21 protein-coding genes and 1 pseudogene are annotated in these 26,753 nt (G+C 41.8%); 11 read left to right on the top strand and 11 right to left on the bottom strand.

Annotated elements, in window-relative coordinates; genetic code table 11:
• The coding region (locus RMY63_RS19765; RefSeq protein ID WP_322730332.1) for a hypothetical protein at positions 1–236 on the top strand (236 nt) is incomplete at its 5' end.
• An 18-nt stretch (positions 237–254) separates the two neighbouring features.
• Here the strand turns inward: RMY63_RS19765 and mnmE are convergent.
• The 3 genes from mnmE to RMY63_RS19750 form a co-directional block, all read right to left on the bottom strand.
• Positions 255–1,676, bottom strand: coding sequence for a tRNA uridine-5-carboxymethylaminomethyl(34) synthesis GTPase MnmE (gene mnmE, locus RMY63_RS19760; protein WP_322730331.1), 1,422 nt, complete (start codon positions 1,674–1,676; stop codon positions 255–257).
• 32 nt (positions 1,677–1,708) lie between these two features.
• Positions 1,709–1,978: a hypothetical protein gene (locus RMY63_RS19755; protein WP_322730330.1), complete on the bottom strand. Its 270-nt coding sequence runs from the start codon at positions 1,976–1,978 to the stop codon at positions 1,709–1,711.
• A gap of 303 nt (positions 1,979–2,281) precedes the next feature.
• Entirely contained in the window at positions 2,282–3,943 is a 1,662-nt protein-coding gene (locus tag RMY63_RS19750; protein WP_322730329.1) for a hypothetical protein, read from the bottom strand.
• A 58-nt stretch (positions 3,944–4,001) separates the two neighbouring features.
• Between RMY63_RS19750 and RMY63_RS19745 the strand changes: the two genes are divergently transcribed.
• Entirely contained in the window at positions 4,002–4,196 is a 195-nt protein-coding gene (locus RMY63_RS19745; protein ID WP_322730335.1) for a hypothetical protein, read from the top strand.
• Positions 4,197–4,234: 38 nt separating this feature from the next.
• Here RMY63_RS19745 and RMY63_RS19740 read toward each other — a convergent pair whose 3' ends face one another.
• The 3 genes from RMY63_RS19740 to RMY63_RS19730 all read right to left on the bottom strand — a co-directional run bounded on the left by RMY63_RS19740 (position 4,235) and on the right by RMY63_RS19730 (position 7,107).
• A complete protein-coding gene (locus RMY63_RS19740; protein WP_322730328.1) occupies positions 4,235–4,903 on the bottom strand; it encodes a Uma2 family endonuclease in 669 nt (222 codons plus the stop codon).
• Positions 4,904–5,024: 121 nt separating this feature from the next.
• On the bottom strand, positions 5,025–6,071 hold the full coding sequence (locus tag RMY63_RS19735) for a DUF1611 domain-containing protein (protein WP_322730327.1): 1,047 nt from the start codon (positions 6,069–6,071) through the stop codon (positions 5,025–5,027).
• Positions 6,055–7,107 (bottom strand): dipeptide epimerase, encoded by a 1,053-nt coding sequence (locus RMY63_RS19730; protein ID WP_322730326.1) that lies wholly within the window; start codon positions 7,105–7,107, stop codon positions 6,055–6,057. The genes RMY63_RS19735 and RMY63_RS19730 overlap by 17 nt, the downstream gene beginning before the upstream one ends.
• Before the next feature lie 283 nt (positions 7,108–7,390).
• On the opposite strand from RMY63_RS19730, the gene RMY63_RS19725 reads away from it, so the two are divergent.
• Positions 7,391–7,945: an NUDIX hydrolase gene (locus tag RMY63_RS19725; RefSeq protein WP_322730325.1), complete on the top strand. Its 555-nt coding sequence runs from the start codon at positions 7,391–7,393 to the stop codon at positions 7,943–7,945.
• Between the two features lie 146 nt (positions 7,946–8,091).
• The gene (purN, locus tag RMY63_RS19720; RefSeq protein ID WP_322730324.1) at positions 8,092–8,754 is read left to right on the top strand and encodes a phosphoribosylglycinamide formyltransferase; all 663 of its coding nucleotides are present in this window, start codon (positions 8,092–8,094) and stop codon (positions 8,752–8,754) included.
• A 215-nt stretch (positions 8,755–8,969) separates the two neighbouring features.
• Here the strand turns inward: purN and RMY63_RS19715 are convergent, their stop codons facing one another.
• The 3 genes from RMY63_RS19715 to RMY63_RS19705 all read right to left on the bottom strand — a co-directional run bounded on the left by RMY63_RS19715 (position 8,970) and on the right by RMY63_RS19705 (position 13,328).
• Complete coding sequence (locus RMY63_RS19715; protein ID WP_322730323.1) at positions 8,970–10,802, bottom strand: iron uptake porin; 1,833 nt, start codon at positions 10,800–10,802, stop codon at positions 8,970–8,972.
• 701 nt (positions 10,803–11,503) lie between these two features.
• Entirely contained in the window at positions 11,504–12,511 is a 1,008-nt protein-coding gene (locus RMY63_RS19710; protein WP_322730322.1) for a glycosyltransferase family 2 protein, read from the bottom strand.
• Between the two features lie 106 nt (positions 12,512–12,617).
• Positions 12,618–13,328, bottom strand: coding sequence for a TVP38/TMEM64 family protein (locus RMY63_RS19705; RefSeq protein ID WP_322730321.1), 711 nt, complete (start codon positions 13,326–13,328; stop codon positions 12,618–12,620).
• A gap of 493 nt (positions 13,329–13,821) precedes the next feature.
• Between RMY63_RS19705 and ssuD the strand changes: the two genes are divergently transcribed.
• The 6 genes and pseudogenes from ssuD to RMY63_RS19675 all read left to right on the top strand — a co-directional run bounded on the left by ssuD (position 13,822) and on the right by RMY63_RS19675 (position 19,875).
• Positions 13,822–14,970, top strand: coding sequence for an FMNH2-dependent alkanesulfonate monooxygenase (gene ssuD, locus RMY63_RS19700; RefSeq protein ID WP_322730320.1), 1,149 nt, complete (start codon positions 13,822–13,824; stop codon positions 14,968–14,970).
• 122 nt (positions 14,971–15,092) lie between these two features.
• Entirely contained in the window at positions 15,093–15,923 is an 831-nt protein-coding gene (gene ssuC, locus RMY63_RS19695) for an aliphatic sulfonate ABC transporter permease SsuC (RefSeq protein ID WP_322730319.1), read from the top strand.
• A gap of 139 nt (positions 15,924–16,062) precedes the next feature.
• Entirely contained in the window at positions 16,063–16,833 is a 771-nt protein-coding gene (locus RMY63_RS19690; RefSeq protein WP_322730318.1) for an ATP-binding cassette domain-containing protein, read from the top strand.
• Positions 16,834–17,084: 251 nt separating this feature from the next.
• Positions 17,085–17,588, top strand: a complete 504-nt coding sequence (locus tag RMY63_RS19685; RefSeq protein WP_322730317.1) for a GNAT family N-acetyltransferase — start codon at positions 17,085–17,087, stop codon at positions 17,586–17,588.
• Positions 17,589–17,817: 229 nt separating this feature from the next.
• On the top strand, positions 17,818–18,765 hold the full coding sequence (locus tag RMY63_RS19680) for a D-2-hydroxyacid dehydrogenase (RefSeq protein ID WP_322730316.1): 948 nt from the start codon (positions 17,818–17,820) through the stop codon (positions 18,763–18,765).
• Between the two features lie 113 nt (positions 18,766–18,878).
• A pseudogene (locus RMY63_RS19675) lies at positions 18,879–19,875 on the top strand (D-2-hydroxyacid dehydrogenase).
• Between the two features lie 125 nt (positions 19,876–20,000).
• Here the strand turns inward: RMY63_RS19675 and RMY63_RS19670 are convergent.
• Both RMY63_RS19670 and RMY63_RS19665 read right to left on the bottom strand, forming a co-directional pair.
• Positions 20,001–21,200, bottom strand: a complete 1,200-nt coding sequence (locus RMY63_RS19670) for an acyl-CoA dehydrogenase family protein (protein ID WP_322730315.1) — start codon at positions 21,198–21,200, stop codon at positions 20,001–20,003.
• Between the two features lie 1,991 nt (positions 21,201–23,191).
• Positions 23,192–23,365 carry a hypothetical protein gene (locus tag RMY63_RS19665; RefSeq protein WP_322730314.1) on the bottom strand — a complete coding sequence of 58 codons (174 nt, stop codon included), beginning with the start codon at positions 23,363–23,365 and terminating at the stop codon, positions 23,192–23,194.
• Positions 23,366–23,608: 243 nt separating this feature from the next.
• Here RMY63_RS19665 and RMY63_RS19660 point away from each other — a divergent pair, with 243 nt between their 5' ends.
• Positions 23,609–26,674 (top strand): peptidase domain-containing ABC transporter, encoded by a 3,066-nt coding sequence (locus RMY63_RS19660; protein WP_322730313.1) that lies wholly within the window; start codon positions 23,609–23,611, stop codon positions 26,672–26,674.
• Positions 26,675–26,753: the final 79 nt, after the last annotated feature.

Here is a 26,753-nt window from a genome sequence, read left to right as displayed (position 1 = left end):
CACTTGTTGATATAGCTCCCGCACTTGTTGATATAGCTCCCGCACTTGTTGATATGGCTCCTGCACTTGTTGATATGGCTCCCGCACTTGTTGATATGGCTCCCGCACTTGTTGATATAGCTCCCGTAATTGCTGACCAGAAAGAAAAAGGTACAAGCCCCGAAATAAATGATGTTGTTGGCGAATTAACAACTCCTTCAGAAATTCACATATTGCAGGTTGCTACTTCCTTTTAAATTTGGCAATTTTACTGTTTATTTCCCGATACAGAACTTACTAAAAATCCTCTCTAAAACTGATTCTGTTACTTCTTCTCCGGTAATTTCTCCCAAAGCTTGAATCACACCCCGTAAGTCAATTGTCCAAAAATCAAGAGGTAACTGCTGAACAATTGTTGCTTGTACTTGTTCCAAAGATATTTTAGCTTGAGTTAAGGCTGCTGCCTGCCTTTGGTTTATGGCTAAATCCATATCAGCCGCTTGCACTTTTCCCGATTGAACTATCTCTAAAATTGCTGTTTCTAAAGCATCAATACCTTGATTTTGGGCTGCGGCTGTGACAATTGTAGATTTTGGGTCGCACATTTGGTGCATTTCTAGCGCAACTGGAATTTTGGATTGAAGGTTTTCCCGATCGCTTTCTTCTACTAAATCTATTTTGTTAATAACTATAATCAACGGACGATGTTGCACCTGTTGGTAAATTTCTTCATCGCCTTCTGTCCAACCTGCGGAAGCATCGATGGTAAGCAAAACTAAATCAGCTGCATTGGCGGCACGACGCGATCGCTCGACGCCAATTTTTTCCACTTGGTCTGTTGTTTCCCGAATCCCGGCTGTATCTAGCACTTGTACGGGAATTCCCCCAACAACTAACTGAGATTCTACCACATCGCGGGTTGTACCGGGTAAATCAGTCACAATGGCGCGATCGCTCCGACTCCAAGCGTTCAATAAACTCGACTTACCCACATTTGGACGCCCAACAATTGCCACTTTTAAACCAGTGCGTAGCAACTCACCTTGATCTTTGGTTGCCAATAACCTAGTTATTTCTGCGGCAATTTTATCGATTGCTGATATGATTGCTTTATCATCCAACGGCGGCAGGTCTTCCTCAAAATCAATCCGAGCTTCGATTTCTGCCAAAATATCCAAACAGTTAGCGCGTAACTGCCGAATCGGATCAGCTAATTTTCCTTGTAAACCAGCTAAGGCACTTTGAGCAGCTTGGGGCGATTTAGCTCCGACTAAATCGGCAATACCTTCGGCTTGAGTTAAATCCAATCGTCCATTCAAAAAGGCGCGGAGGGTAAATTCTCCAGGTTGCGCTAGTCTGGCTCCATTTTCCAAACACAGTTGTAATACCTGCTGCACTGCCATAATTCCCCCGTGGCAATGAAATTCCACTACATCTTCACGGGTGTAAGAACGGGGTGCTTTCATAATCAGCAACAAGGCTTCATCCACTATTTGTTGCGTCTGGGGATGGCGAATGTAACCGTAGAGAATCCGGTGACTTTCCCAAACTTGTCGCCCTGGTGCATGAAAGAGACTTTGGGCGATTGCCATTACTTGAGAACCGGACACCCGCACAATGCCAACACTACCCTGTTGGGGGACAACAGCAGTGGCGATCGCGGCTATAGTTCCAGTAGTAGCAAAGAGTTCTGACATGAGCGCCCTTTATTAAGAATGAGGAGTAAAAATCATAGCTTATAACTCCCGGTTCGCCTATTTTTTCGGGAGTTAGAAGAAAAAACTCTTTGAATTGCTGGAACATATAATGGGTCGTCGGCTTTTTCTCCTGATAATATTTCAGCTGCAATTGGCATTCCCAAAGGATCTAATGTTGATAACATTATTTTGACCTGTGCCAAGTCCGGACGGTGGTCTTTACTATGACCCATTGGAATAACCCTTAGCAGTACAGGGATATCATCGACTCGTTCGTTTGTGATTATGGGTGCTGTTGCCATAATACCGAACATATACTCATTTACTTGTTGTTAGGAATATGTCTTTTGGTATACTTAGCTTTGCTCTTTTTTTCTAAATTGGCAAAACTAGCGATCGCCTACAGCAGCCACTTGGTGCAATCGTAGTATTCGATAGAGTCTTTCGTTCAGCACATTTTTACCATACTCGAAAACTCTGATAAAATCCTTCAGCTTTTTCTAACTCGATTTTTAATAAGCGAACCGGGAGTTATATAGTGATGATTCGTATTATGGTCAGACGACTGGCTTAATTTTTACTACCTTCGACTTTTAAAACATCCTCTAAATCTTGCATCTTGAGGAATTTTTTTCACCAGGCTGTTTCGTAAATATCTGGCGATAGGCGTTGCAATCTTGGGCAAAGACCATGCCATTCGACCACTGATTGTCGCCATCCAGGCTGTTAATAAACCCCAGCATGACATTCGGCTGTTGGAGACGCACAGAACTTCCCAGATCGCTCAGTAGACGATTCACTTCACTTTGACTTAGCAGAATCAGTTTGCTCATAACGATCGTGTTGTAGGCCGCAGGCACCACATTGGGATTGAAGTATTCGCTGGGGTTGGTGTAGCCCGGATCGTTGATCTTCAGGTAATCGGCGTTGAAGCGTTGCAAGCTGGTATTTTCGCCGGCTCCAATACCCAACACCTGATTGAAGTATTTGTCCGGGCTTGTGAGGTATTCCTTCAGCTCCTGCTTGGTCATGCCGATCGCAGACTTTAGCAACGTATTCAGCAGATCTTCCTTCAGTTTACGGATCGGTTCGAGGAGAAAGTCTGGTGTAATCGCGCTGATAATATTGCTGACTACACCAACAGTCAGACCGACAAAATCAGGAGCTCCTGACATTGACAGCAAATGATCCGTGACATATTGCTGCAACACATCTTCCGCCCGTTGAGTGTCTGCTGATCGACCGGGGTTAAAAAACAGTGCCTTTGCCACCTCATGGCTAACCCCAGGCCAAGCCCGAAGACCACTGTCAATGTCATCCCGCCATGCTTCTTTGTAGGTGACTTGAATCCCATTAGCGGCGACGTAGGCCGCTTTTTGAGCTAGGATGGCCACTCGGCTACAACTAAAGTCCAAGGGGCGACAGGCGTTGGCGCGGCGATCATAGTCCGCTTTTTTGGCATAGTAAGCATCGATATCGCGCTGGAGATTAGCCCGCAAGGTCGAATAAATCCGAGGAATGGATAAGTCTGTGCCATTACCTCCAGCTCGCAGTAGCTGACTATTTAGAGATGTTCCTGGTCGAGCATCGACCATGTTTTGGTAAATAAAGTCGTCAACACCACTAATGCTGACATTAAAAAAATTGGCGTCCAGGGCACTGGCATCTATACGTTTATCAACATAGCCCTCTAGAACGATGTGCTTCACTGCATTGGCAGGCCCTGCGGGTGGCGTGATGGCAAAGGAGCCGCCCGAGAAATTATTGATAAAGGTATGGCCGTACATATCCCCAGCTGCATGGGTGAGGTAGCCCACCGTAAACGCCCGAACTGCTGCGGTATTAGTGACGTTTGCGCGGTTCCATAGATAGGTCAGCCAAGCATCCGACCCCCCAGTAATTCCTGTATCTGACGAGGATGGGTGTATCACTTGCTGCCCAGTTAAGATGTCGGGATAGGCATCGGGCCCCAAAATTCCAGCACGGTATTGGGGGGCATAGCTGCGGAGGGCGGCAAGAATGCTGGGATCGACTTGGTAGGTACCGACTTCTCCAATAATTTGCCCATTATCATAGTTCACCCGAGGAATCGTGATTTTGCCGTCGTCTAAGGCATCATCAAGAGCCTGTTTGCCAAGGTAGACATGGGTAGTCGGCTTCCAAGCCCAAGCTTCCGTAGGATGCGATATCAAACCGAGGGAAATGATAAGTAGGCTCGGACTACCCACTTTTAGCCAGTGCCAGAGAGAATGAAGCGCCGATAGCATAGTGATCAGGGTGTTGCTGAATTAAGAGATGATTGGAGGTAAGTTGCTATTTATTTAACTGTTAAGTTATGAGCGAACACTTTTAAGATTACTACCTACTTTCCTAAAAAACAAGCGATCTTATTCACACTTAGACGCTACCAGAAAATTTATTGAAGATACTCCCTTAGAGAAAATGCTGGAGTTGGCACAAGAACGTCTGCAAAAAAAAATGACGGAACCGCCAAAATGGGTTTTTCCTGAAGATCCATAGCATTTGAGCCAACAGGCACAAGCAAGACAGCGTGGAAGTTAAATGGTATCTGGATCTATATCTAATTCTCGCAGTTTTGCTGCCAAGCGATCGCTACGTTGTTTCTGGTGTTGTGCCACTTCTTCCGGTGTGGGAATCAGTTCTCCTTCACCAGTGTAAAAGCGTAATTTTTCTTGAACAACCCCTAAATATAAACCTAGCTGTTGACTCCATAACCAGCCTTGGGGATTTTGTTCTAGCGGTTGATATTCACCATCCACCAAATGGAACCCTGAAAATTCTAACGTTTCTGGGTCAAACCAGAAGTAATCTGGTGTGCGAAATATATCTTGGTAAATTTGTTTTTTTAAGCCTTTATCAGTGTCGCCTGTGCTATCCGAGATAATTTCTATAATTACATTGGGATATTTGCCATCTTCTTCCCAGACAACCCAACTTTTACGGGGTTTGCGTTCAGTCCCCAGTACCACAAAAAAATCTGGCCCCCGGAAATTTTCTGATTTGCGCTGGCGTGGACTGTAGTAAATGGTAAGATTACCCGATGCATAAAAATCTTTGCGATTTTGCCACAGCCACTCCAAACATTGGATGAGCAGTGTCATTTGCAACCGATGCAAGTCAGTTTCCAAAGGCGGTTCGTCACTATATAAATCCCCTGGGGGAAATATAACATTTTCTGGGGATTCTAAATCTTGGGCGACAGACATGGCAACAAGTGTCTCATTGCTATAAGTTTAGCGTAGCACTCAGCCCAACTCTTAGAGACGCTGTTTGCGTTCAGGGAATTTAAAATTCAAAACTGGTCAGGGTTAAAGCATTCTACAGCAACTAATTATTCATCACCGCATCTAAAAGCACATTGGCATCAAAGCGAACTACATCGGTGCAAGGTAGTCCCGTTTCTGCTATTGTTTGAGCGATGCTTTCCTGAGCCGCAGATTCATCTAAATGGGCTGTGTTCAGTGCTATACCCACTACAGAAACACTTCCAAAAGCACCACCAGCATTAGCAACAGTTTCATAAAGCCGAATCACCTCTGGTAAAGGTGGAATTATGACATGGGGATGATTGCGTACATGAACTTGTCCCGCCCGATGTACTAACAGCAGTTGGGTTGGTTGCGAACCACGGATTAGGGGTAGAGTTGCCGTTGAACCAGGGTGTAGCAGTGAACCTTGTCCTTCAATATGCAAGATGTCGTAGTTTTTGCCATAGCGCATAACAATCTGTTCCACAGCACCAGCGGCAAAGTCTACCCGCACGGCATCTAAAGCCACGCCGTCTCCTTCTAACATCACCCCAGTTTGCCCTGTGGCGAGGAATTTAGAACGCCAGCCCCGCAGTTTTGACGCCCAATGTAACTCTAGACTAGTTGACATTTTACCAATTGCCATGTCGGTTCCCACTGTCAATACCCGCCGACACGGAAGGGTACGTGCCATTCCACTAGCAACACTAATATTAGCTGGCTCTTTGCGGACATCCCAAATTAGTTGCCCTGGTTTGAGCAGTGCATTTAATTCTGGGATACTTGCCATTGGTGTATGTAAACCATTCACTAAAGACATTCCCGCTTCTAAAGCGTCTTTGATTTCCAGCCAGTAATTATCTGGTACAGCACCACCTCCTGGAGCAATACCAATTACCAAAACTTCTGGTTTGTACTCTAGGGCTGCGGCTACCGATGCCACAATCGGCATATCACGCTTGATACCTGTTAATTCTGGTAGGGATTTACCAGCACACTCGCGATCAATTACGGCTACGATTGGGGCTTCACTGTAACGTAAAATTCCTAACCCTGTTTTGCCGTGAGTCCCAATAGTCCCTTCATGTAGCAAGATAGCTACTCGTTGATTAAGTGGTAGACGCACTGTGTTGTACTCCCAAACCTGGTAAATCGTTTGGCAAAACTTTTCCTTCTTTTAGCAATGCACCCGTAAAAGGGTCATCAATTAAGTTAAGGTGACTGTCTAAATCTAAATAATCAGCTAGTGGCGCCAGCTGTAATGCTGCTGTATTAGCTAGCGAACTGTCAGAATAGCAACCGAACATTACTTGCAACCGATATGCTCGTGCTGTATGTACCATTCGCATTGCCTCTGTTAGCCCCCCTGATTTCATTAGTTTGATATTAATGCCATCCACGTAATTTGCCAAATCGGGAATATCGGCGCTGGTGAAACAACTTTCATCGACAAAAATGGGGAGGGGAGAGTGTTCTTTGAGTTTTGCTAAACTTGGTTCCTGTCCTCGTGGCAATGGCTGTTCTACATACTTTATACCTAAATCAGCCAGCCAATTGCACATGGCGATCGCATCTTCTAAACTCCAACCGCCGTTGGCATCAACAAAAAATTCTAGTAATGGTGCTTCTTCTCGCACTGCTAAGAGCATTTTTTGATCTGCATCTATGCCATCTGGACTACCTAGCTTCACCTTAAAAAGACGGACATCAGTAAATTTTAACCAGTCTCGCGCTCTCGCCCTAGCGCCTTCAGGTGAATTAATCCCAATTGTGACTGAAGTCGGGACTATTTGATTGCGATCGAGTCCCCAAAGTTGCCACAAGGGTAAACCTACGCGCTTACCCAACCAGTCGTGGATAGCCATATCTAAGGCAGCTCTTGCAGCAGAAGGAACCTGGTTTTGTGTTAAAACTTGCTCAATTTCTTGACGTTGTAAGGGGCTGAATGTTTGTAACAGAGGCACAACTTGCTCTAGGGCATTTTTGATTCCATCAGTTGATTGCCGATGATTACCGACACCAAATGGTGATGCTTCCCCCCAACCTTCGATCCCATCATGTGAGATCCTCACCCACACATTCGTTGTCTGTGCCGTTGTGCCACGACTAATGGTCAACGGAAATCTCTTGTTTACTGTAAATAAATTTACATTTATTTGCATATTTATTCTGCATATTATGTTATGCAAAAGCCAGTGTAAGTTCAAAGTTTAGATTATCGGATGCATCTGTTATACTTTTTTACATTCATTGCTTAGTTACTAAAGTTTTTATATAGGACTCATATTTGATTTTTGAAAAAACTCAGTACACTTTTATTCCTTCTTCCCAGTCCCCAGTCCCCAGTCCCCAATCCCCAGTCCCCAGTCCCTGGTCCCTGGTCTCTACGAGTAATTCAGAAATCAAATCGGATTGCTATACATAATTTTATTTGTTACTTAGTTTATGGATAACTTAAAAAAATGGAAGACTTTGAAATCAAAAATGGTTTTAGATCACCCTTGGTGTCAGGTAAGGCAAGATGAAATAGAATTACCTAATGGTAAAATTATAGATGATTATTTTGTCAGTATTAAGCCAGACGTTGCGATGATTTTACCTATTACTAGTAGCAAAGAGATAATTTTTGTCCGGCAATACAGACATGCAATAGGTGAATTTTTCTTAGAACTGCCAGCAGGTAATTTCGATCCCACAAAAGAGAGTGCAGAAGTAGCAGCAATTAGAGAACTGACAGAAGAAACTGGTTATATTCCCCAAGAATTTAGAAAAATCGCAACTCTATACGATAAGCCGAGTAAAGATACTAATCAAATACATCTATTTGTAGCAGAAAATGTGAGTAAAGTTGGAGAGCAGAACTTAGATATTACAGAAGAAATTGAAGTTGTATTTATTCCTGTAGAATCAGTTTTAGATAAAATTATTCAAGGTGAAATTTCGGTTGCGGGAACTGTTGCGGCTCTCTTCTTAGGTTTAAAATTTATCACTTACGCCTAATGTGAATTAGAAAAAAGTTACAAAGTCCAAATGACAGCCAACTCCAAAAATATTTCACAAATGATTTAGGACTGCTATATGAGCTAAATCTTTACCCACGACTTAGTATATATTTTTGGCATCTATAATTTTTCCTCTTAGCTGTTATGATCCTGTGCCCTGATTCTACCCTGAGCTTGGTTTCTCCTAGCACTACCGATATTTGCCAACAATTCGCCCCTTTAAAACTGGCAATTATGGCTTCTGGGAATGGCAGCAATTTTGATGTAGTTGCTCAAGCTATCCAAGATCGGCGGCTAAATGCCCAAATTCAAGTTTTAATTTACAATAATCCCTCGGCGAAAGCAGCCGTCAGAGCAGCTAATAGAGGTGTAGAAACTGTCTTATTAAATCACCGCAACTATCAAAATCGAGAAGAGTTTGATGAAAAAATTGTGCAGACATTGCGGCACTACGATGTAGAATGGGTGATTTTGGCAGGGTGGATGCGACTATTAACGTCAGTTTTCATTGATGCCTTTCCTGAGAGGATTATTAATATCCATCCTAGTTTGTTACCTAGTTTCAAGGGAATCCATGCTGTAGAACAAGCCTTGGCATCTGGGGTAAAAATCACTGGTTGTACAGTGCATATAGCTTGCTTAGAAATGGATAGCGGTCCAATATTAATGCAAGCCGCAGTACCAGTGCTGCCAGATGATACAGCAGAAACACTCCACGCCAGGATTCAAATTCAGGAACATCGAATTTTACCATTAGCGATCGCTCTAGCAGCTTCTTCGTCAGAAGTTACACTCAGCTTGTCGTAAAAATACATATATTAAGTAGGGGTACACAGCTGTCATCGGTGTCAACTTAACGTGAAAGCCAGCTGAGAACCAGCTTTTAGCAGATTGTCTCGTTCCCAGGTTAAGAGCATCGCTCCCTTAAGACTCAAGAATCCCCGGACTTTTAATTAAACGAATGTAAAAATTTTTATCAACTTCTGAATTCTTCTTCAATCAGTCCGGGGAGTGCCATTCGGTTAAAACCTAAAGACAGTACGAACCCAAGCAAATAAACTATCAGGATTGCTGGCATCCGAATTCGGTGCAGTAATCCAGATCAAACCGGGCGTAACCTCAATATGATCTCCGATTTTATATTGGTAGAATGCCTCAACGTGCAGGGAAGTATCTTTGTCCGCTTGTCCTGCACCTGCTCCCAAATTTACATTCTGACTGAGCCTAGTGAGTTTCGGCTCCATACCAACTAAAAGCCCTCCTAAAGCACCTTCCTTAAAAAGATCCGGGAATGCTAGTCCTACCGCCCAATCCATTGCACTACCATCTCCGCGTCCCAAATAGCGGTGTATCCCATAACTTACCCACGCATTGATTGCCAACTTGGAATTAACTTGATAGAACGCCTGTAGACCATAAAGATTGCCTAGAGTTGCTACTCCATCCACGGTGCTGTTTACCAAGTTACTCCCGACTGCTGGACCGAAATTTGTCCCACTAAAACCTAGTGTCCTTGGTGGGCTATAGGTATTAACATAAGTTGCAGCCACCCGAAAATTCCTATTACCGGAGTAGTATATTAACTGTGCTAAAGCTAAATACCTGCCTGTAAATAAGCCATTATTAAGTGTGGGATTACCACCGTTTGGTGCGCTGTACGCTATCCCAAGTTGAAGCTGTTTGCCTAATCCCTGGAGTATGGCAATTCCGGGGCCGCTATCTCCATAGTTATAAACCAAAGACCGCCGTGAAAATCGTGAAATCCCATTAGCACCAGTCGCAGAAGACGATTCAAAATATGGGTTAATGGGGCCAGAAAGCCCTATCTCACTAGCTCCATCGGACAAGGGATAAATGTTGACTTGGGTATTTGGAAAAGGTAGAAACCGATAGCGAACACCACTAAGAATAATAGTATTGCGTGCAAAACTAATATTGGAGTTATCAGCAGTTCTCCCCTCATAAGTTCCCAATAATCCACCTGTTGGATTTATCCCAGATGGTGTTTGTCCCAATGATTCAATATTTCCACCTCCTATTGTTATACCTAGTGAATCTTTACCATTAAAACTGGTGTTTAACCGTAAAGAAGTTGAGCCTTGAAGTGTGACATTGTTAGGTGCTGGTCTCTTGCTGACGACGTTATTGCCTGCTATAAGTTCGCCAAGGACAATCTGAGATCGACCTATAAGTTTGGTTGTGGTCGTAAACTGAGTTGATTCTAACTTCGCATTTCGTACTTCCAAGCTATCTAAGCGTCCCCGAAGTTGAGCGAGTTCTGGAGAAAATTGTTCTTGTAGTTTTTTGATGGTATCCAAGTCTTCGCGTTTGACTAAATCTGTTGTCGAAGTCGCTATTAGTTCATTGAGGCGATCTAAAGCTGCATTCAATCCAGCTGCAAATTCATAGCGCGTTAAGGAGCGATCGCCTTTAAATGTACCATCTGTATATCCTGCAATTACACCATAGCGCTCAACTAGAGACTGTAATGCTTGAAATGCCCAATCTGTCGGCTTAATATCTGATAGTTGCGAGACGGATGTTACTTGTCCTGCTGCATTATTTGGAGCTTTTTTGTTAGCTGGCGGTGCAACTTGCAACAATTGCGAGACAGGTGTGACTCGATCTCGGAGATCGTTTGGAGCTTTTTTAAGAGTGGCTGGTGGAATTGAAGTGTCTACTGTTTGATTGACAACTGCTTCTGGAGCTTTGTTCTCTTGTACTTCAATAGTAGATACATCAGATTTAGGTAGTTCAGCCTGACTTTTGGCTGGATGAAAAACTAGGATAGCTAGAATATCTAACAACGAAAGCAGGAACACTATGGATCTATAATTCCAGCGAAAATTTGACATGACTCCTTAACTCCTCAACCTTAAAGATGAATAAATTAGCCCTTAAATAGACAGAAAAACCCAGGTAAATCATTGTTATAATATTTATATAAAAAAATTAGAACATAGATATACCAAAGATTTAGCTCCTAAAAAAGTACAAAATTCTGATAAATATCGAAGCCAGTACTAAGTAGTTGAATGTCCAATCAAAAATTTGCGATAAACTAGCATTTTGATGCTTAAAAATAATCCTAAAAACGTCTGAAATGAGACAATCACTGCCTTAGTAAAGACTTCTCTACTTTTAAGGGGAACTCAACCACACACTAGATGAACTGATACTTCTGAGACATCCTAAAGTCCGTTTTTTTTAGTTATGCTGTACAAAGTTCATCAATGGCTACTGACATTGACGAAAGCTTGATTTCTATTCAAGTGATTATTTGCCAATTAACATTAGTTGAAAACACTATTTTGTAATCAGCTATATTTTGACAGCATCAATCACTATTTAATTACGATAATTCTATCGATTTACCGTACTTTAGTATGATTATCTTTGCATAGAGCTTGGTACAATGCAAGACCTAGTACCGCAAGGCGGAATTCAAAATTCAAAATTCACGCATGTCAAAATTCAAATAGGTAGACAGCGTAAGCGTTTCGTTGATTTGGAATGGTGAGGCAGTGCGGTCTTCTCCCAAGCTTGGGAGAGAGATTTAGGGTGAGGGCTTTTTAGGATCTTCTAAATTATCTAGTTTGTCAGAATTACTCGTTGAGTTAGAGGATTTGCGCTCAAAACCACCTACCTCTGCCAAAGTATAGAGGGGCCTGGCTTTAACTTCTTCATAGATCCGCCCTATATATTCGCCTAAGATGCCAACACTGACTAACTGCACAGATCCGAGGAAGAAAATTGCCATCAAAATAATCGTAAACCCGGTTAAAGGCGAATGGGGGACAAAAAGACGCCAATACAAGACTAATAAAGCCATGAAGATAGCTGCCGCCGCCGCTACTAACCCTAAGTAAGTTGATAACCGCAGTGGCACTATTGAAAAAGACACTAAACCATTGATAGCAAGGGCTAAGGATTTCCTAAAAGTGTATTTAACTTCCCCTGCAAAGCGGGGGTTGCGCTCGAACCGAATTGCTGTTTGCTGAAAGCCAACCCAAGAACGCAGGCCACGAATATAGCGGGTACGTTCTGGCATAGAATTGAGAATATCTACGATCTGCCGATCCATTAGACAAAAATCACCAGTATCAGTAGGAATCTCTACATCTGCCAGCTTCTTAAGGATACGATAAAAGAAATAGGCAGTAAAACGCTTAAACCATCCTTCTTTAAGGCGTTGAGTGCGTTGAGCGTAGACGACCTGATATCCCTGTCGCCATTTTTCAACCATATCGGGAATTAGTTCTGGTGGATCTTGGAGGTCAGCATCAAGGATGACGATAACTTGACCCCGGACAAAATTGAGACCAGCAGTAACTGCTATTTGATGACCAAAGTTACGAGCAAAACTTAGATAGCAAATGCGCGGGTCTTTTTGATGAAGGTCTCGTACTAATTGTAGGGAGCGATCGCGGCTACCATCATTGATGAAAATTAATTCGACAAGCCCATCCATCCGATTCATTACTGCACTCAGTCTGCGGTATAGTTCTGGAATAATTTCTTCTTCGTTATAAATTGGAACAATGAATGAATACTTTGGTAGCATCTAAAAATATGGTTTAATTTTGAACAGCCAAGCTAACAGACTGCTTGCGATCGTAAAGGTTTGCTTCACAGTATACCTAGCAAGACTCAAGTCTCATTCCCATAATTTATTTATTCTTCGGATTGATGTAATCTGAAGAGTCTGATTCTTTAAGACTTTCTACAGCTTTTTTAGGAAAAGTCCGACGATGGCGGTACCAAGTAGACCCTGCTACCAGCATTCCAGTTAAGCCTAATGCAAGTATTAGCGGCAAAAAATCGCCTGTATTTACTGCCTTCAAACCAGAACTACCCAGTAGTACAAAAGGTAAGACACTAGGAACAGTACCAAGTGTTGTACCGAAAACATAATCTTTAAAACTGATCGAAGTCAGTCCCGCGACAAAGTTGACCAAACCATAGGGCATGATCGGTACTAATCGGATGGCAAACATATAAAAAAGCCCTCCACGTCGCACTTCAGCATCCATAGCTTGCCAGCGCCCTGCTAATCGTTTTGCGACTGTTTGGCGTCCAATAGTCCGAGTAAAAACAAAGGCAATTATTGCTGCAATCACTGCTGCCACACTAGTCCAGACAGTACCCAGCCAAGGCCCAAAAATTGCACCTCCAGTCAAATTAAGCACCGTTGAGGGCAAAACTAACATCGTTGCCACAACGTACAAAGCAATATAAATAATAGGTGCCCAGATACCAGAAGATTTCAGCAATGCTTGGATTTGTGCTGGTTCAATGCCACCAAGAAGATATACTGCTATACCAGTTGCAATTATACAACTCAGTGTGAGTAGCAAGATACCAGCTTTCAAGTTCCACACCAGAATACTCCTACTTTTTTTGTAACCCAACCCATCTTTCTTAAACTTCTCCTTTAATTAACTTTTGAAAACTTTGGTTCTGGAAACTAGTACTCCGACACATTAATTTTGATAAATTCGTAGTGTTACCACACTGCTGTTATGTACTTAAGGAGTCCAGTCATCAGCGATCATAACCTTTATCCAAACACAGACTTAAAAAGTGCAAGTTAGCAAGGCTTCTGTTGGTGAAACCAGAAGCGAACACTTCCAAGTCGCAAAAATATGGGTAATTGACACAAAACTTGTATTCTTCACGACAGCTATTGTTGCAAAAAAAGTGTCATGATTATTGGAATTGTGCGTGAAAACGTCAATCTTGTAGGCAGTTATTCTTTATGAATCGTTAATCCATACTGGCGTTTTAAATAATTTCCTGTAAAATGCTGACTGTAAACTACGGCAAATCGATCGATCTACCGTATAAAATATCCTTGTACCCTGCTTGATACAAATGCAAATTCTTTGGTTTATTCCTACTGGATCTCATGACGGACGCTATTTAGGCACAGATATTGGTTCTCGTGTTGTCACACCTGATTATTTACAACAAATTGCCCAAGCTGTGGATAGTTTAGGCTACACGGGCGCACTATTACCCACAGGGAGTTCTTGTGAAGATGCTTGGATAACGGCGGCGGCTTTTATATCTGTCACCAAGCAGATGAAGTTTCTGGTGGCAATTCGTCCGGGAATTACTTCCCCAGGTGTTGCTGCACGGATGGCAGCAACATTTGACCGAATTTCTAAAGGAAGATTGTTAATTAATGTAGTCACAGGTGGAGATCCGGTGCAGCTGGCTGGGGATGGCTTGCATCTTAGTCATGACGATCGCTATGATTTAACCGATGAATTTCTCAGAGTTTGGCGGGGTATCGTCGGTGGGGAAACAGTCGATTTTAAAGGAAACTACCTGAATATTAAAGGTGGTAAACTTCTATTCCCACCAGTTCAAAAACCCTATCCACCTTTGTGGTTTGGTGGCTCATCTGCTGCTGCTAAGAGGGTTGCTGCTAAACATATAGATGTTTACCTGACTTGGGGTGAACCTCCACAACAAGTGGCTCAAAAGATTGCCGAAGTTAGGAAATTGGCGGCAGAACAAGGTAGAACAGTGCGTTTTGGGATTCGCTTGCATGTAATTGTGCGAGAAACCGAGTCAGCTGCTTGGGATGCTGCCAATGAGCTAATTAAGTATGTCGATGAGGATGCGATCGCTAAAGCTCAGAAAGACTTAGCTCAATCTGATTCTGAAGGACAGCGGCGCATGAGTCAACTACATAGTGGTAGTCGAGAAGCCTTAGAAATTAGCCCCAACCTGTGGACAGGAATTGGATTGGTGCGGGGTGGTGCTGGTACGGCCTTAGTTGGAGATCCTGACACCGTTGCCGCTAGGATGCTGGAATATCGCAATTTGGGCATAGAAACATTCGTTTTTTCTGGATATCCCCATTTAGAAGAAGCGTATCGCACTGCTGAATTATTATTTCCCCGTCTACCTTTGCAGAGCGAACCTGCACCTTTAACGCCACCAGTTTTGAGTCCCATTGACGATAATTTCGCCAATGCAAAATTTGCCAAACAACTAACGAGTGCTTCATAACTAATTCGTAGTTCGTAATTCGTAATTCATAATTAAAAAGCAAATTACGAATTATGTGGACGATGTTTCTAGATTCATCTTTGTGGACAATCTAAAATCTAAAATCCCAAATTCAAAATTCCATGACTATTTCCCTTAAACACACCAAAAGCAATAACAATACAATATTTCTGAACGAATTGTGGGAAAACCAACAATTTCAGAAGTTAGTTCCTTGGATTGTGCCTATTACCGTATTAATTGTTTGGGAACTTGCTTCTAGAACTGGTCTACTTTCAACCAGGATTTTACCAGCCCCAAGTGGTGTAATAGCTACAGCGATAAAACTTGGCTCAACTGGAGAACTGTTCCAACATATAGGAATTAGTGCTGGGCGGGCGATATCTGGTTTTATAGTTGGTGGCAGTATTGGGTTCGGTTTGGGATTACTTAATGGCTTTTCCCGTGTAGCAGAAAAGTTATTGGATAGTTCCCTGCAAATGCTCCGTACTATCCCTAATTTGGCATTAATTCCGCTAGTGATTCTCTGGTTTGGTATTGGCGATCAAGCTAGATTATTTCTAGTTTCTATGGGGGTATTTTTCCCGATATATCTCAATACATTTCATGGTATTCGCAGTGTTGACCCTGGACTGATTGAAATGGGAAAAGTCTATGGATTAAAAACACCACAACTTCTGTGGCAAATTATTTTTCCAGGAGCTTTGTCTTCAATTCTCGTTGGTGTCCGTTTTTCCTTGGGGATTATGTGGCTGACACTAATTGTAGCAGAAACGATCGCAGCAGATTCTGGTCTTGGTTATATGGCAATGAATGCCCGTGAATTTATGCAAACCGATGTTGTAGTTTTGAGTATTTTAATCTATGCACTGCTGGGTAAATTAGCAGATGCTGTTGCTAGAGGATTAGAAACAAAATTCTTGGCTTGGAACCCCAATTATCAAAAGTCATAAATGCTAAACTTACCAAAATCAAAGGTTGAAAAATCTTGATTTTAAGTTTTGACTTCTATTGATTTTCAATGTGGTTTGCTTTCTTCAACGTCTGATCAAATAATTCCGTTCCAATTGTTCTCAAAAGGAGGTTTTGCAAGTGAGTTCAAATGTACAGGGTACACAACTAAGTATTTTGGATTTGACGAAAGCTTTTGGTAAGAAAACTGTTTTAAACTCGCTGAATTTAGAAGTTGAAGCAGGTGAGTTTGTCGCTATTGTCGGACGAAGTGGTTGTGGTAAGAGTACCCTATTGCGTCTGGTGTCAGGATTAGATAGAGCAACTTCAGGTGGAATACTACTAGATGGAGAACCACTACATAGACTCAGCCGCTTTGTAACAGTGATGTTTCAAGATTCCCGCTTGCTGCCGTGGAAGCGCGTTGTTCAGAACGTGGGGTTGGGCTTAGAAGGTAATTGGCGTGAAAAAGCTTTGTGGGTACTCAATAAAGTCGGACTCAAAGATAGAGCTGATGAGTGGCCTTATGTTTTGTCTGGAGGACAACGGCAACGGGTATCATTGGCCAGAGCATTAGCCAGTCAACCCCGTTTGTTGTTGTTAGATGAACCTTTGGGAGCATTGGATGCTCTTACTCGCCAAGAGATGCAGGGTTTGATTGAAAACTTATGGCAAGAGCGAAGGTTTACTGCATTTTTGGTTACTCATGATGTGGAAGAGGCTGTGGCGTTGGCAGACCGAGTGATAGTGATTGAAGAAGGAAAGATTTCTATGGATTTGCCTGTGAGACTTTCACGCCCGCGGGATAGAAGTAGCGAAGTGTTTATCAATATCAGAGAAGCAGTTTTAGAACGAGTAATGAGCAATGAAAATACTCAGATAAACAACCAGTTATTACAATTGAGTAGTTGAAATTTAAGCTTTTTGTAGCCAATCAATATTAAACTTGAGGTAGCTGCGGTAAATAGGCTACTTCGAGATTAAAACTTACTTTTAAAAAGCAGCTATCTATAGCAATAAAAAATTATTGATGAACAATCAAAATATTTCCCAACTCTCCTCTCTGCTGGTCTGGGTGATTTTTTCTCTATTCACGATCTAGATAAACTAAAATATAATAATCTATATTGCTTTAGTGAAAACAAATAATACACAAGTATCTAATGATCGTCAAAAAATTAACAACGTATGATGCAGAAGATTATAGACAGTTGAGATTAGAAGCTTTAGAGACAAATCCCGATTCATTTGGCACAACGTATCAAGAAGAAGTAATTAAGACGATAGAACAATTTCGGGATAGAATTCCAGTAGATAACAATAATTTTATTTTGGGATGTTTTGAGGATAGAAATTTAATTGGGATAGTCAGATTTCACCAAGAATCAAGAATAAAACTCCGGCATAAAGCATATATTAGTAGCATGTATGTTCAACAAGAATATCGGGGCAAAGGTATAGGTAAAATATTATTAAATGAATTAATTGAAAGAGCAAAAACTATTAACGCGGTAGAAATATTATTACTTGATATTGTTAAAACCAATGTCTTAGCAAAAGCACTTTATTTATCATTGGGATTTCAAATATATGGAACAGAGAAAAAGGCGTATAAATATAATAATCAATATTTTGATCTAGAGCTTATGTGTTTACAGATTAAATAATCAGCCCGGAAATAAGCTGTTAATCACTTAATTTGCAGTTTAGACCGCTCTTGTGCAGGGGAGAGGGTTTCAGTCATTAATTCATAATTTTAATAGTGCAGTTTGTATGCTCAACAGCTTATTACTAAATATTATCATAATCTGTGTCAAGGAAAAATGGCACTCAATTTTTATCAAACATAGGCAATTTCCAGAGATAGCCTTATAAATAAAGAAGAGGTAATCTACAATGAAACTCATTTTGCCGCTCGATCTGGTTGCTGACATTGAGCCACATCTACCACCCAATACACAGATTGTACGAGTAGATGTAGAAGGAAATTTAGATGGAGATGCTACCGATGCTGAAGTTTATTTCAGTTGGTTTTTATCGAGAAGTCCTATACTGCATAAAATATTAGAAGCAGCACCAGCACTACGTTGGCATCATGCACCAAATGCAGGGGTGAATCACATCCTAACACCAACTTATTTGCAAAGAGATATTATCCTCACTAATGGGGCTGGAGTGCATGGAATTCCGATCGCAGAATTTGTCATTACTTATATACTGGCTCATGCCAAACACCTGCCAGAATTATATGCTTTACAGGCGGAACGTCACTGGAAAAGAGGCTTTGCTATCCAAGAATTAACAGATGCAACCTTGCTAATTATTGGCGCTGGTGGTATCGGTCAAGAAATTGCCGCCCGTGCTAAACCTTTCGGCTTAAGAATTATTGGCAGTCGTCGTCATCCCCAGGAACTACCAAATTTTGATAAAGTAGTGGGTGCTGATGAATGGCGATCGCTCCTGCCAGAGGTAGATTATGTAGTTATTGCAACACCCCTAACTCCCGAAACCAAAGAATTTATTGATGAATCTGTATTGCGATTACTCCCAAATCATGCCTACCTAATTAATATTGCGCGCGGTGGCGTCATCGATGAATCGGCATTAATAAAAGCGCTCAAAGAAGGTTGGATTGCAGGTGCAGCATTAGACACAGTTAATTCAGAACCGCTACCACCAGAAAGTCCTTTGTGGTCACTTCCTAATATCTTTATTACACCTCATACTTCCGGTCATTCCCCAAAAAGTAAACAGCGTTCAATAGCGCTATTTATCGACAATCTAAACCGTTACCAAGCTGGTAAACCATTACGAAATGTAGTAGATAAAAAAGCAGGATACTAAATATTGGGCATTGGGCATTGGGCATTGGTAAAGAATTTAACTTTTAATCTTCTGCCTCTCTGCCCTAATACCCAGTCCCTTTAAAAATTAAAAATGAAATGGAAGACTAGCAAATGGTGAAACTAATTTTACCCGATCATCTCATTGCAGATATAGAGCCACACCTACCATCTAATATAGATGTCGTGGAGGTGGATAGTGAAGGTAATCTTGATGGTGATGCTAGTGATGCAGAAGTTTATGTCAATGGATTTTACCTGAAAACCTCTACACTTGACAAAGTACTGACAGCAGCACCCGCGCTGCGTTGGCAACAGTCACCCAGTGCTGGCGTAAATCACATCCTCACGTCAACTTTTTTGCAAAAGGACATTATTCTCACCAATGGTGCAGGGGTTCATGCAATTCCAATTTCAGAATTTGTACTGGCATTTATGCTCTATCACGCCAAGAATCTGCGGAAATTGCAAACTTTGCAGGATGAACACACTTGGGTAAGAGGAGTGTTTCTCGAAGAGTTGGCAGACGCGACTTTATTAATTCTCGGCACTGAAAATATTGGTCAAGCGATGCCTTCGGCGGGCTACGCCAACGCATCTCGTGCCAAAGCCTTTGGAGTCACAGTTTGGGGTAGTCGCCGCCATCCCGAACCCCTAGCGAATTTTGACAAAGTTGTGGGTGCTGATGAGTGGCGTAGTTTACCGCCGTAGGCATCGCTCCTCCCAACCGCAGACTATGTAGTTATTGCTACTCCATTAACCCCAGAAACTAAAGGCTTGATCGATGAAGCTGCATTCCGCTCTATGCGTCAGTCTGCTTACCTAATTAACATTGCTTGCGGTGCGATCGTAGATGAAGCCGCATTGCTTACCGCACTACGTGAGGGCTGGATTGCGGGTGCTGGATTAGACACTGTTGCAACCGAACCTCTGCCGCCAGAAAGTCCCTTATGGTCGCTACCGAACGCCTTACGCCTTTATCACACCCCATTGTTCAGCCTTATCGCCACGCCTGAGAGAGCGTATAGCACAACTGTTTATCGACAATCTTCAACGCTACCAAACCGGTCAGCCCTTGCGGAATGTTGTAGATAAGCAAGCTGGATATTAAATATTGGGGATTGGGGATTGGGCATTGGGCATTGGGGATTGGGCATTGGGAAGATGGGAGAGACAAGGTGACTCTAATGAGAACTTGCAATAAGTCTTCCCCCATTCCCCATTCCCCATGCCCGATCACTTGATTTTCAGCACCGACTTCCCTAATGACTGGCAAATAACATCATTTTGTGGTGTATGGATACGGCTGCATAAAACGTCACGGTAGTGTCGCTCTAAAGGATTCCTTTTTAATAAACCAGGATTACCAGTTAATTCTAAGGCAATCTCTATAGCATGAATCGAGTTGGTTGTGGTGAGGTATTTAACAGCCTGTGCCTGTAATCCTACGTTAGGCTCATACTCGCCCTTGTCAATATCTTCAGCCAAACTATAAATCAATCTATTATTAGCAAATAGCAGTGCTTCTATCTCACCCACGGCAGTTTGGAAGCGTGGCAGAGTTGCCAGTGGCTCTTGGAGATTAGAAGGCGATCGCTCCCAAAGATATTTAGCAAGCCAGTCTCGCGCACTACTAGCAACACCGAGATATAAGGCACTCACTGTCAAACTGCCCCAAGTGGAAATTAGCGGATCAAAAGATGGCGCAGCAGATATGGGGTTAATATTTAGAGCATACTCTAAAGGAATTAATACATTCTCTAAAATGAGATCGTGACTGCCTGTAGCTCTCATCCCCAAGTGATCCCAGGTTTCGACAATTCGCAAACCTGGCAGATCGCGCGGAACTAAAAAATTACCAACTTGTGGTTCATCTTCAATTGTCCGTGCCCAAACAACAAAATAGCTGAGGATGGGACTGCCCGTGGTGTATTGCTTATGTCCTGTTAAACGCCAGCCCTCTGCTGTTCGTTCGGCAATTGTCGCAGGCAATCCGCCTCTAGCTGGCGTTCCTAACTCTGGTTCAACACGGGCAGCATTCAGCAGGGCAATGCCTTCAATTGATTCACGACACAGCCGCTTATATACTTCTGGATGCCAGCGACGGCTACGGGCTGCATGAGCATGTTGAAGATAGTGCATTGTCAGTACTAATGCGGTCGAAGCATCACCACGCGCTATCCCTTCAATCACGCGGCAGATAGTTGCCAATCCCAAATCCTGACCACCAAATTCACGTGGAATGGTGAGGTTGAGCAATCCTGCCTCATGCAAAGCTGTAAAATTCTCGAAGGGAAAGGAAGCATCTTTATCGTGTGCCCCTGCGCGGGTGGCAAAATCTTTGGCCAGAGCCTCAACTCGCTCGAAAATATTGGGGAGAGTTTCTAAGCCTTTGGCTACAAAGGTTTCTGGCACTGCTTGCTCCAACTGTGACATAAATACTCCTTCACAATTCACTGTACTACTAAACCAGAGATGTTTTTCAATATGGAAGCATCTTAAGTTTGCAGGAACATCAATTTTTCGCACGCCGCCAGTCTTCCCTCAATCCCCAATCCTTATTGCCCTAACTGTATTACTTCTAGCGATCCTGAAGATACTACTTAAAATCGACCGAAATTTAGTAATTAGTGATTTCTGTAAGTATGACACAAACTACTTTCATAGAGCAAGCCAAGCAGAGAATTCAGCGATCGCCCCACAACTTAAGAACTGAATTGCCTACTGGTCTTTTAAGCTAATCGTCATTCAAATTAAATCTCCGCATTCTTGCGTCTTTCTAGCGATTTGAACTATGGAACTTACAGCACTTTTCAAGTAATTGAACTATACTACTCCCCACTCCCTACTCCCTACCTCATCTCACTTGTAATCTAAATCCCTGAAAATTCCTGTAAAAGCGCATCGGTTGATGTTTATTGAGGAGGGAAAACTAAGATGCTCACCTTAAGTCTTTTTTAAAGCCCTGCTCGATCGGCAAAGCTAAAAAATCGGAGAAACAAGCGGGTAAATATTCTCTGCCCAGAGAAATATAAATATCCCTATATATACATAACAAAGGGATAATTTTCTCATCAAGTAGATTTTCCAATAAATAAATATGCAGCAACAGCATTGCCGATCGCAACCGCAACCAAGGTGATATTGATTGCTTTGATAGCAGTTCCTCTGTTACTGAGGTATAACTGGACTTGATATATAAATTTTTTAACTTTGAGGATGTACCTGATCTGATTGAGAACCGCTATGGATAATTTCGTATATTTTACCCAATCTATGGTGTCACACTTTCATCAGGGCACTAGCTGTATAACCACCATTTAATTTATTCATTTATTACTTTACTTGGTCCCATCGCAATCTTCGGTTTTAAAACACGAATTTGCGAGCTATTGTCATTTTTGGAACTATAGGCTCATTTAAACATGATGGTTATTTCTCAACTTCTATCAAGTTGTAATATGTATTGCTGCCATGTCCTTGATGGAAAAAAATGCTAAGATTACCGTAGTTAACTATAGTGTGTGCTCGATCACAACATTCATGTGTTTTAACTCACAGCTAATTCCAACAACTTAAATATCATCTTTAAGTAAACAATAGTCGCCGTTATGACTCCCATCATCTTATGCCGCCTAGCTATTTAAAGATTTCATGTATAAATGGTTGTGAAATATATTTTTTTTGTTAAAAATCATCTATTAGGTGACTTGTCAGAAAATTTACATTAAGAAACTCCTAAAATATCTAAATTTAAGAGCTAAGGAGTGTAAGCTAATTATGTAAATATCATGTTTGTATGTAAATATGATGATGTCCGCAAGTCTCTTTTAGTCACTTGCATTTGTTACACTATAGGAGGTATAATACAAACGTTAAATAACTTGCTAGATGCTCCCTTAAAGATACTAGGCAGTGCTGGAAAAAGATCCATTCTGGAATCTCCAAGCAGACTCCAGCAATATTTGTTTAAGTGGAATTTTGCTTAATTGGTAAAATACTACTTCAACAAAAATTACAATGTGCTTTTATACCTTTATAGTTTTTATAGTCTTCTGTTTCCTGTAACCCACTCAAAATCCTTTTTTATTCCAGGTTGCAGGATCGGGATGAAGCTATCCCGGAGACTATCCCCTAGACTCACAAAGCACTAGGGGAATATGCAGAGCGCTAATTGCACATTGTATAAATTTCTGATTAACATTATAAGGTTAGTCAGATTTGTAGCTATGTTTTTTTTGCTGTCAGGCTTTGATTACACAACTGCAATGAATTACGTTTTCACATAATTTACGACTCAATGCAATTTATAACTGCAATTATGTCACACCATTTAAGTCAATACAAGGCTGTTAAAAGGTTAGGAATGTCCCGATCTAGAAAAAACTTCGAGAGTTTGTGATTGAGAAATGAAATACTTTGCATAGCTATTGTTGCAGATAGCAAATTCCGATCCGAAAATAATTCCTCTTAATCATCACTTCCCACCGCCGCAGATTGCCAAAATGAGTAATCGCTATTTGTGTGGAGTATGTCAATGCAGTTAGTTGCTTTGAAAGCTGAATGTAGGTAAACAAAGCTCTAGCTCGATATTTTGGCATTTAGACTAGTTATTGCCACATGAAGAACTGGCTGCAACAAATGGGTTGTCCACCTAATAAAAATCCTTGATATGTACTTTATATGTAAAAGATAAATGCTTTGCTACTAGACTATTTCTCTCTAACTTTACTCTCAGAAAGCTTAGAGTTTCCTCGGTGGAAATACGGGATTAAATAATATTTTTAATGAATTTTTGAATCGGATTCAGACTGATAACTAAATTTTTTTGTGGAGATGAGAAAATGCCACCAGTGCTTTCTGAGCAACATGTGGGTGAAAGACTTTTGTATACCTTGGGTACAAAACTTTCAGAAAAAGAATTAGAGAACTTATTGGCAGAAATGGAAATTGTGGAGCCACCATCAGCAAAGCAATTTTGGCAATCTGCACAGACGCATCCTGGTATATACATTATTCTTACAGGTAAAGTCCGACTGTTAGATAGTTCTGAGAATTTAATTACTACCTTTGGTGCATGGTCTGTTTTTGGTGAATTGACTTTGTTTCCCGAAGTTAATTTTAGTCCTTATGTAGTTAAAGCTTCGACAAGCTTAAAACTTGGCTATTTCAGGCAAGAAGCATTGCAAAGGTTGATAGACAAGTATCCTAACATTGGCGATCGCCTATTCAGCCGTGCAGAACTTTGGGATTTGTTGTTGTTATGTCGCCAAGTAGGACAATTCCCATGCCATACATCACAAGTTTCAGGAATGCTCAAAGCCTTATCTTTGTTTGAGCGACACCAGTTAGAAACTGGTTCTGTAAGTCCACAAATATCCCAAGATTCACAGTTGTGGCTATTATACAAAGGTCAACTGCGGCATTCTCAAGGCCATTCTTTGACACCAGGTACAATCTTTGCTCAACCAAAACAAGGAGATTGGCAAGCAACGCAACCAGCAATTGCATACATTCTGAAAAACCACCAGATGCAAACAGCACTAGAATACTTCCCGGAGTTAGGGGAGTGGGGATTAGGGACTGAGGATTGGGCACTGGGCACTGGGGAAAAAACTTTCCAATCTCCAAAATCTAAATCTAAAATTATTCCTTTTCCCCAAAGAGAGAAGCAGTCACAACAACAGCCAATAAAAAAATCACGTTTTTACTTTCCCAGTCCGAAAGTACAAATGGGGCATTGGTGGAAACGTATCACCAAAAGCTATCCCTTCTATGCCCAACAAAGTGCAGCTGATTGTGGCTCTGCTTGCTTGGTGATGATTGGTAACTATTGGGGCAAACATTTTAATATCAATCGCCTACGGGATATGACCAATGTCACTCGCAACGGTGCATCCCTAAAGGCGATGGCAGCAACAGCAGAATACCTGGGTTTTGCCACCCGTCCAGTGAAAGCTACTCTTGATAAATTAGCAGAACAACCTTTACCTGCAATTGCTCACTGGGAAGGTAAACACTTTATTGTTGTCTATGAAATCACCCAAAAGCGGGTGATTGTATGTGACCCAGCTCTTGGTCAACGCAGCCTGACAAAAGCTGAATTTCAAGCAGGTTGGACTGGTTATGCATTGTTACTGCAACCTACAGCTCTACTAAAAAGTGCTAAGGACGAAAGTAGAAGCTTCTGGAAATTTTTTGAGTTAGTCAAACCTCACTATCGAACACTGGTAGAAATTTTCATAGCTTCGGTAGTAATTCAATTATTTGGGTTAGTAACGCCAGTATTTACCCAGTTGTTGCTCGACAGAGTACTTGTGCAACGCAGCGTTCCAACCTTGAACGCCATTGGTTTGGGAATGATTGTTTTTGGGTTGTTTGGTGTTGCTGTCAACGGTGTACGGCAATATCTCTTATTTCACACTGCTAACCGCATTAGTATCGCCTTACTCGTAGGCTTCATCAAACATACCCTCCGTTTACCCCTTGCTTATTTCGAGTCGCGTTACGTTGGGGATATAGTCTCGCGCATCCAAGAAAACCAGAAAATTCAGCACTTCCTTACTGGTCAGACACTCTCCATCGTGTTGGATATGCTGACATTAGTGGTTTATCTGGCTTTGATGTTCTCCTATAGCTGGCGGATGGCATTATTCGTGCTGTGTATTGTACCGCCATTTTTTATCTTGGCGCTAGCCAGCACAAGTATTTTGCGCCGCATCTCCAGAGAAATTTTTAATGCAAATAATAAAGAACAAAGCTATCTCATAGAATCCCTAAGCGGAATTCGTACCGTCCGCTCATTAGCAATTGAACAGACAGTGCGTTGGCGTTGGGAGGAACTGCTGAATGATTTAATCAAAAAAGACTTTAATGCTCAAATAATTGGCAATCGCTTGCAAATTATCAGTGGCGTCATCCACACCTTTGTAAATACTTCATTGCTGTGGTACGGAGCAACCCAGGTAATTAATAACGAACTAACTATTGGACAACTAGTTGCTTTCAATATGTTGGTGGGTAACGTCTTGAGTCCTTTCCAACGGCTAGCTTTGCTGTGGAATGAATTACAGGAAATCGTGATTTCTACCGAACGGATTAATGATGTGTTGGAGGCCGAACCAGAAGAAGACTTAGCAAATAAACCTCGCAAGTCGTTGGGTAAACTCCGTGGTAACATTTGTTTTCAGAATGTTACCTTTCGTTATCACTCAGAAAGTGACACTAACGTATTAGAAAATCTCAGCTTTGAAATTCAGCCGGAACAGATGGTTGCAGTCGTAGGGCGCAGCGGTTCTGGAAAAACAACTCTTAGTAAATTGATTTTGGGTTTATACCCACCGACAGATGGCAAAATACTCATTGATGGTCACGATCTCACCAGTGTATCTATGCGATCGCTCCGTTCCCAAATCGGCGTTGTAGACCAAGATACTTTTCTGTTTGGGGGGACTGTTCAGGAAAACATTGCGATCGCTAATCCAAATGCTTCTTCAGAAGAAATTATCCAAGCAGCAAAATATGCTGGAGCTGATGAATTTATTCAAAAATTACCGATGGGTTATGAATCCGAAATTGGTGAAAGTGGCGGAATGCTCTCTGGGGGACAGCGCCAACGCCTAGCAATTGCTCGTGCTTTGCTCGGAAATCCTCGGTTATTACTGTTTGATGAAGCCACTAGTCACCTAGATTCAGAATCAGAACGAATTATTCAAAACAACCTCAAAACAATTCTTAAAGGACGCACAAGTGTAATTATTGCCCATCGCCTCTCTACAGTCCGCAACGCGGACTTAATCCTGGTTTTGGATCAAGGTATTTTGGTAGAAAGCGGTACCCACGACGAATTAATCGCGAAAAAAGGTCATTATTACTACCTGAATCAACAACAGATGTCTCAAGTTAGTTGATGGGGCATTGCGAGACTCTGCGCGTAGTTGCTTCCCTATAAGGGTACAATTTTGAATTGATTTCTCCTGCACTCCCCAT

Origin of the sequence: Nostoc sp. ChiQUE01b (assembly GCF_034531255.1) — a bacterium.
Lineage (GTDB): Bacteria > Cyanobacteriota > Cyanobacteriia > Cyanobacteriales > Nostocaceae > Nostoc.
This window is presented reverse-complemented; position numbering and strand designations above follow the sequence as displayed.

Excerpts from the sequence above, each read along its gene's own strand:
- mnmE (WP_322730331.1), bottom strand. The coding sequence starts at position 1,676 with ATGTCAGAACTCTTTGCTACTACTGGAACTATAGCCGCGATCGCCACT.
- RMY63_RS19755 (WP_322730330.1), bottom strand. The coding sequence starts at position 1,978 with ATGGCAACAGCACCCATAATCACAAACGAACGAGTCGATGATATCCCT.
- RMY63_RS19750 (WP_322730329.1), bottom strand. The coding sequence starts at position 3,943 with ATGCTATCGGCGCTTCATTCTCTCTGGCACTGGCTAAAAGTGGGTAGT.
- RMY63_RS19740 (WP_322730328.1), bottom strand. The coding sequence starts at position 4,903 with ATGTCTGTCGCCCAAGATTTAGAATCCCCAGAAAATGTTATATTTCCC.
- RMY63_RS19730 (WP_322730326.1), bottom strand. The coding sequence starts at position 7,107 with ATGCAAATAAATGTAAATTTATTTACAGTAAACAAGAGATTTCCGTTG.
- RMY63_RS19725 (WP_322730325.1), top strand. The coding sequence starts at position 7,391 with ATGGATAACTTAAAAAAATGGAAGACTTTGAAATCAAAAATGGTTTTA.
- purN (WP_322730324.1), top strand. The coding sequence starts at position 8,092 with ATGATCCTGTGCCCTGATTCTACCCTGAGCTTGGTTTCTCCTAGCACT.
- RMY63_RS19715 (WP_322730323.1), bottom strand. The coding sequence starts at position 10,802 with ATGTCAAATTTTCGCTGGAATTATAGATCCATAGTGTTCCTGCTTTCG.
- RMY63_RS19710 (WP_322730322.1), bottom strand. The coding sequence starts at position 12,511 with ATGCTACCAAAGTATTCATTCATTGTTCCAATTTATAACGAAGAAGAA.
- ssuD (WP_322730320.1), top strand. The coding sequence starts at position 13,822 with ATGCAAATTCTTTGGTTTATTCCTACTGGATCTCATGACGGACGCTAT.
- ssuC (WP_322730319.1), top strand. The coding sequence starts at position 15,093 with ATGACTATTTCCCTTAAACACACCAAAAGCAATAACAATACAATATTT.
- RMY63_RS19685 (WP_322730317.1), top strand. The coding sequence starts at position 17,085 with ATGATCGTCAAAAAATTAACAACGTATGATGCAGAAGATTATAGACAG.
- RMY63_RS19680 (WP_322730316.1), top strand. The coding sequence starts at position 17,818 with ATGAAACTCATTTTGCCGCTCGATCTGGTTGCTGACATTGAGCCACAT.
- RMY63_RS19670 (WP_322730315.1), bottom strand. The coding sequence starts at position 21,200 with ATGTCACAGTTGGAGCAAGCAGTGCCAGAAACCTTTGTAGCCAAAGGC.
- RMY63_RS19665 (WP_322730314.1), bottom strand. The coding sequence starts at position 23,365 with ATGCCAAAATATCGAGCTAGAGCTTTGTTTACCTACATTCAGCTTTCA.
- RMY63_RS19660 (WP_322730313.1), top strand. The coding sequence starts at position 23,609 with ATGCCACCAGTGCTTTCTGAGCAACATGTGGGTGAAAGACTTTTGTAT.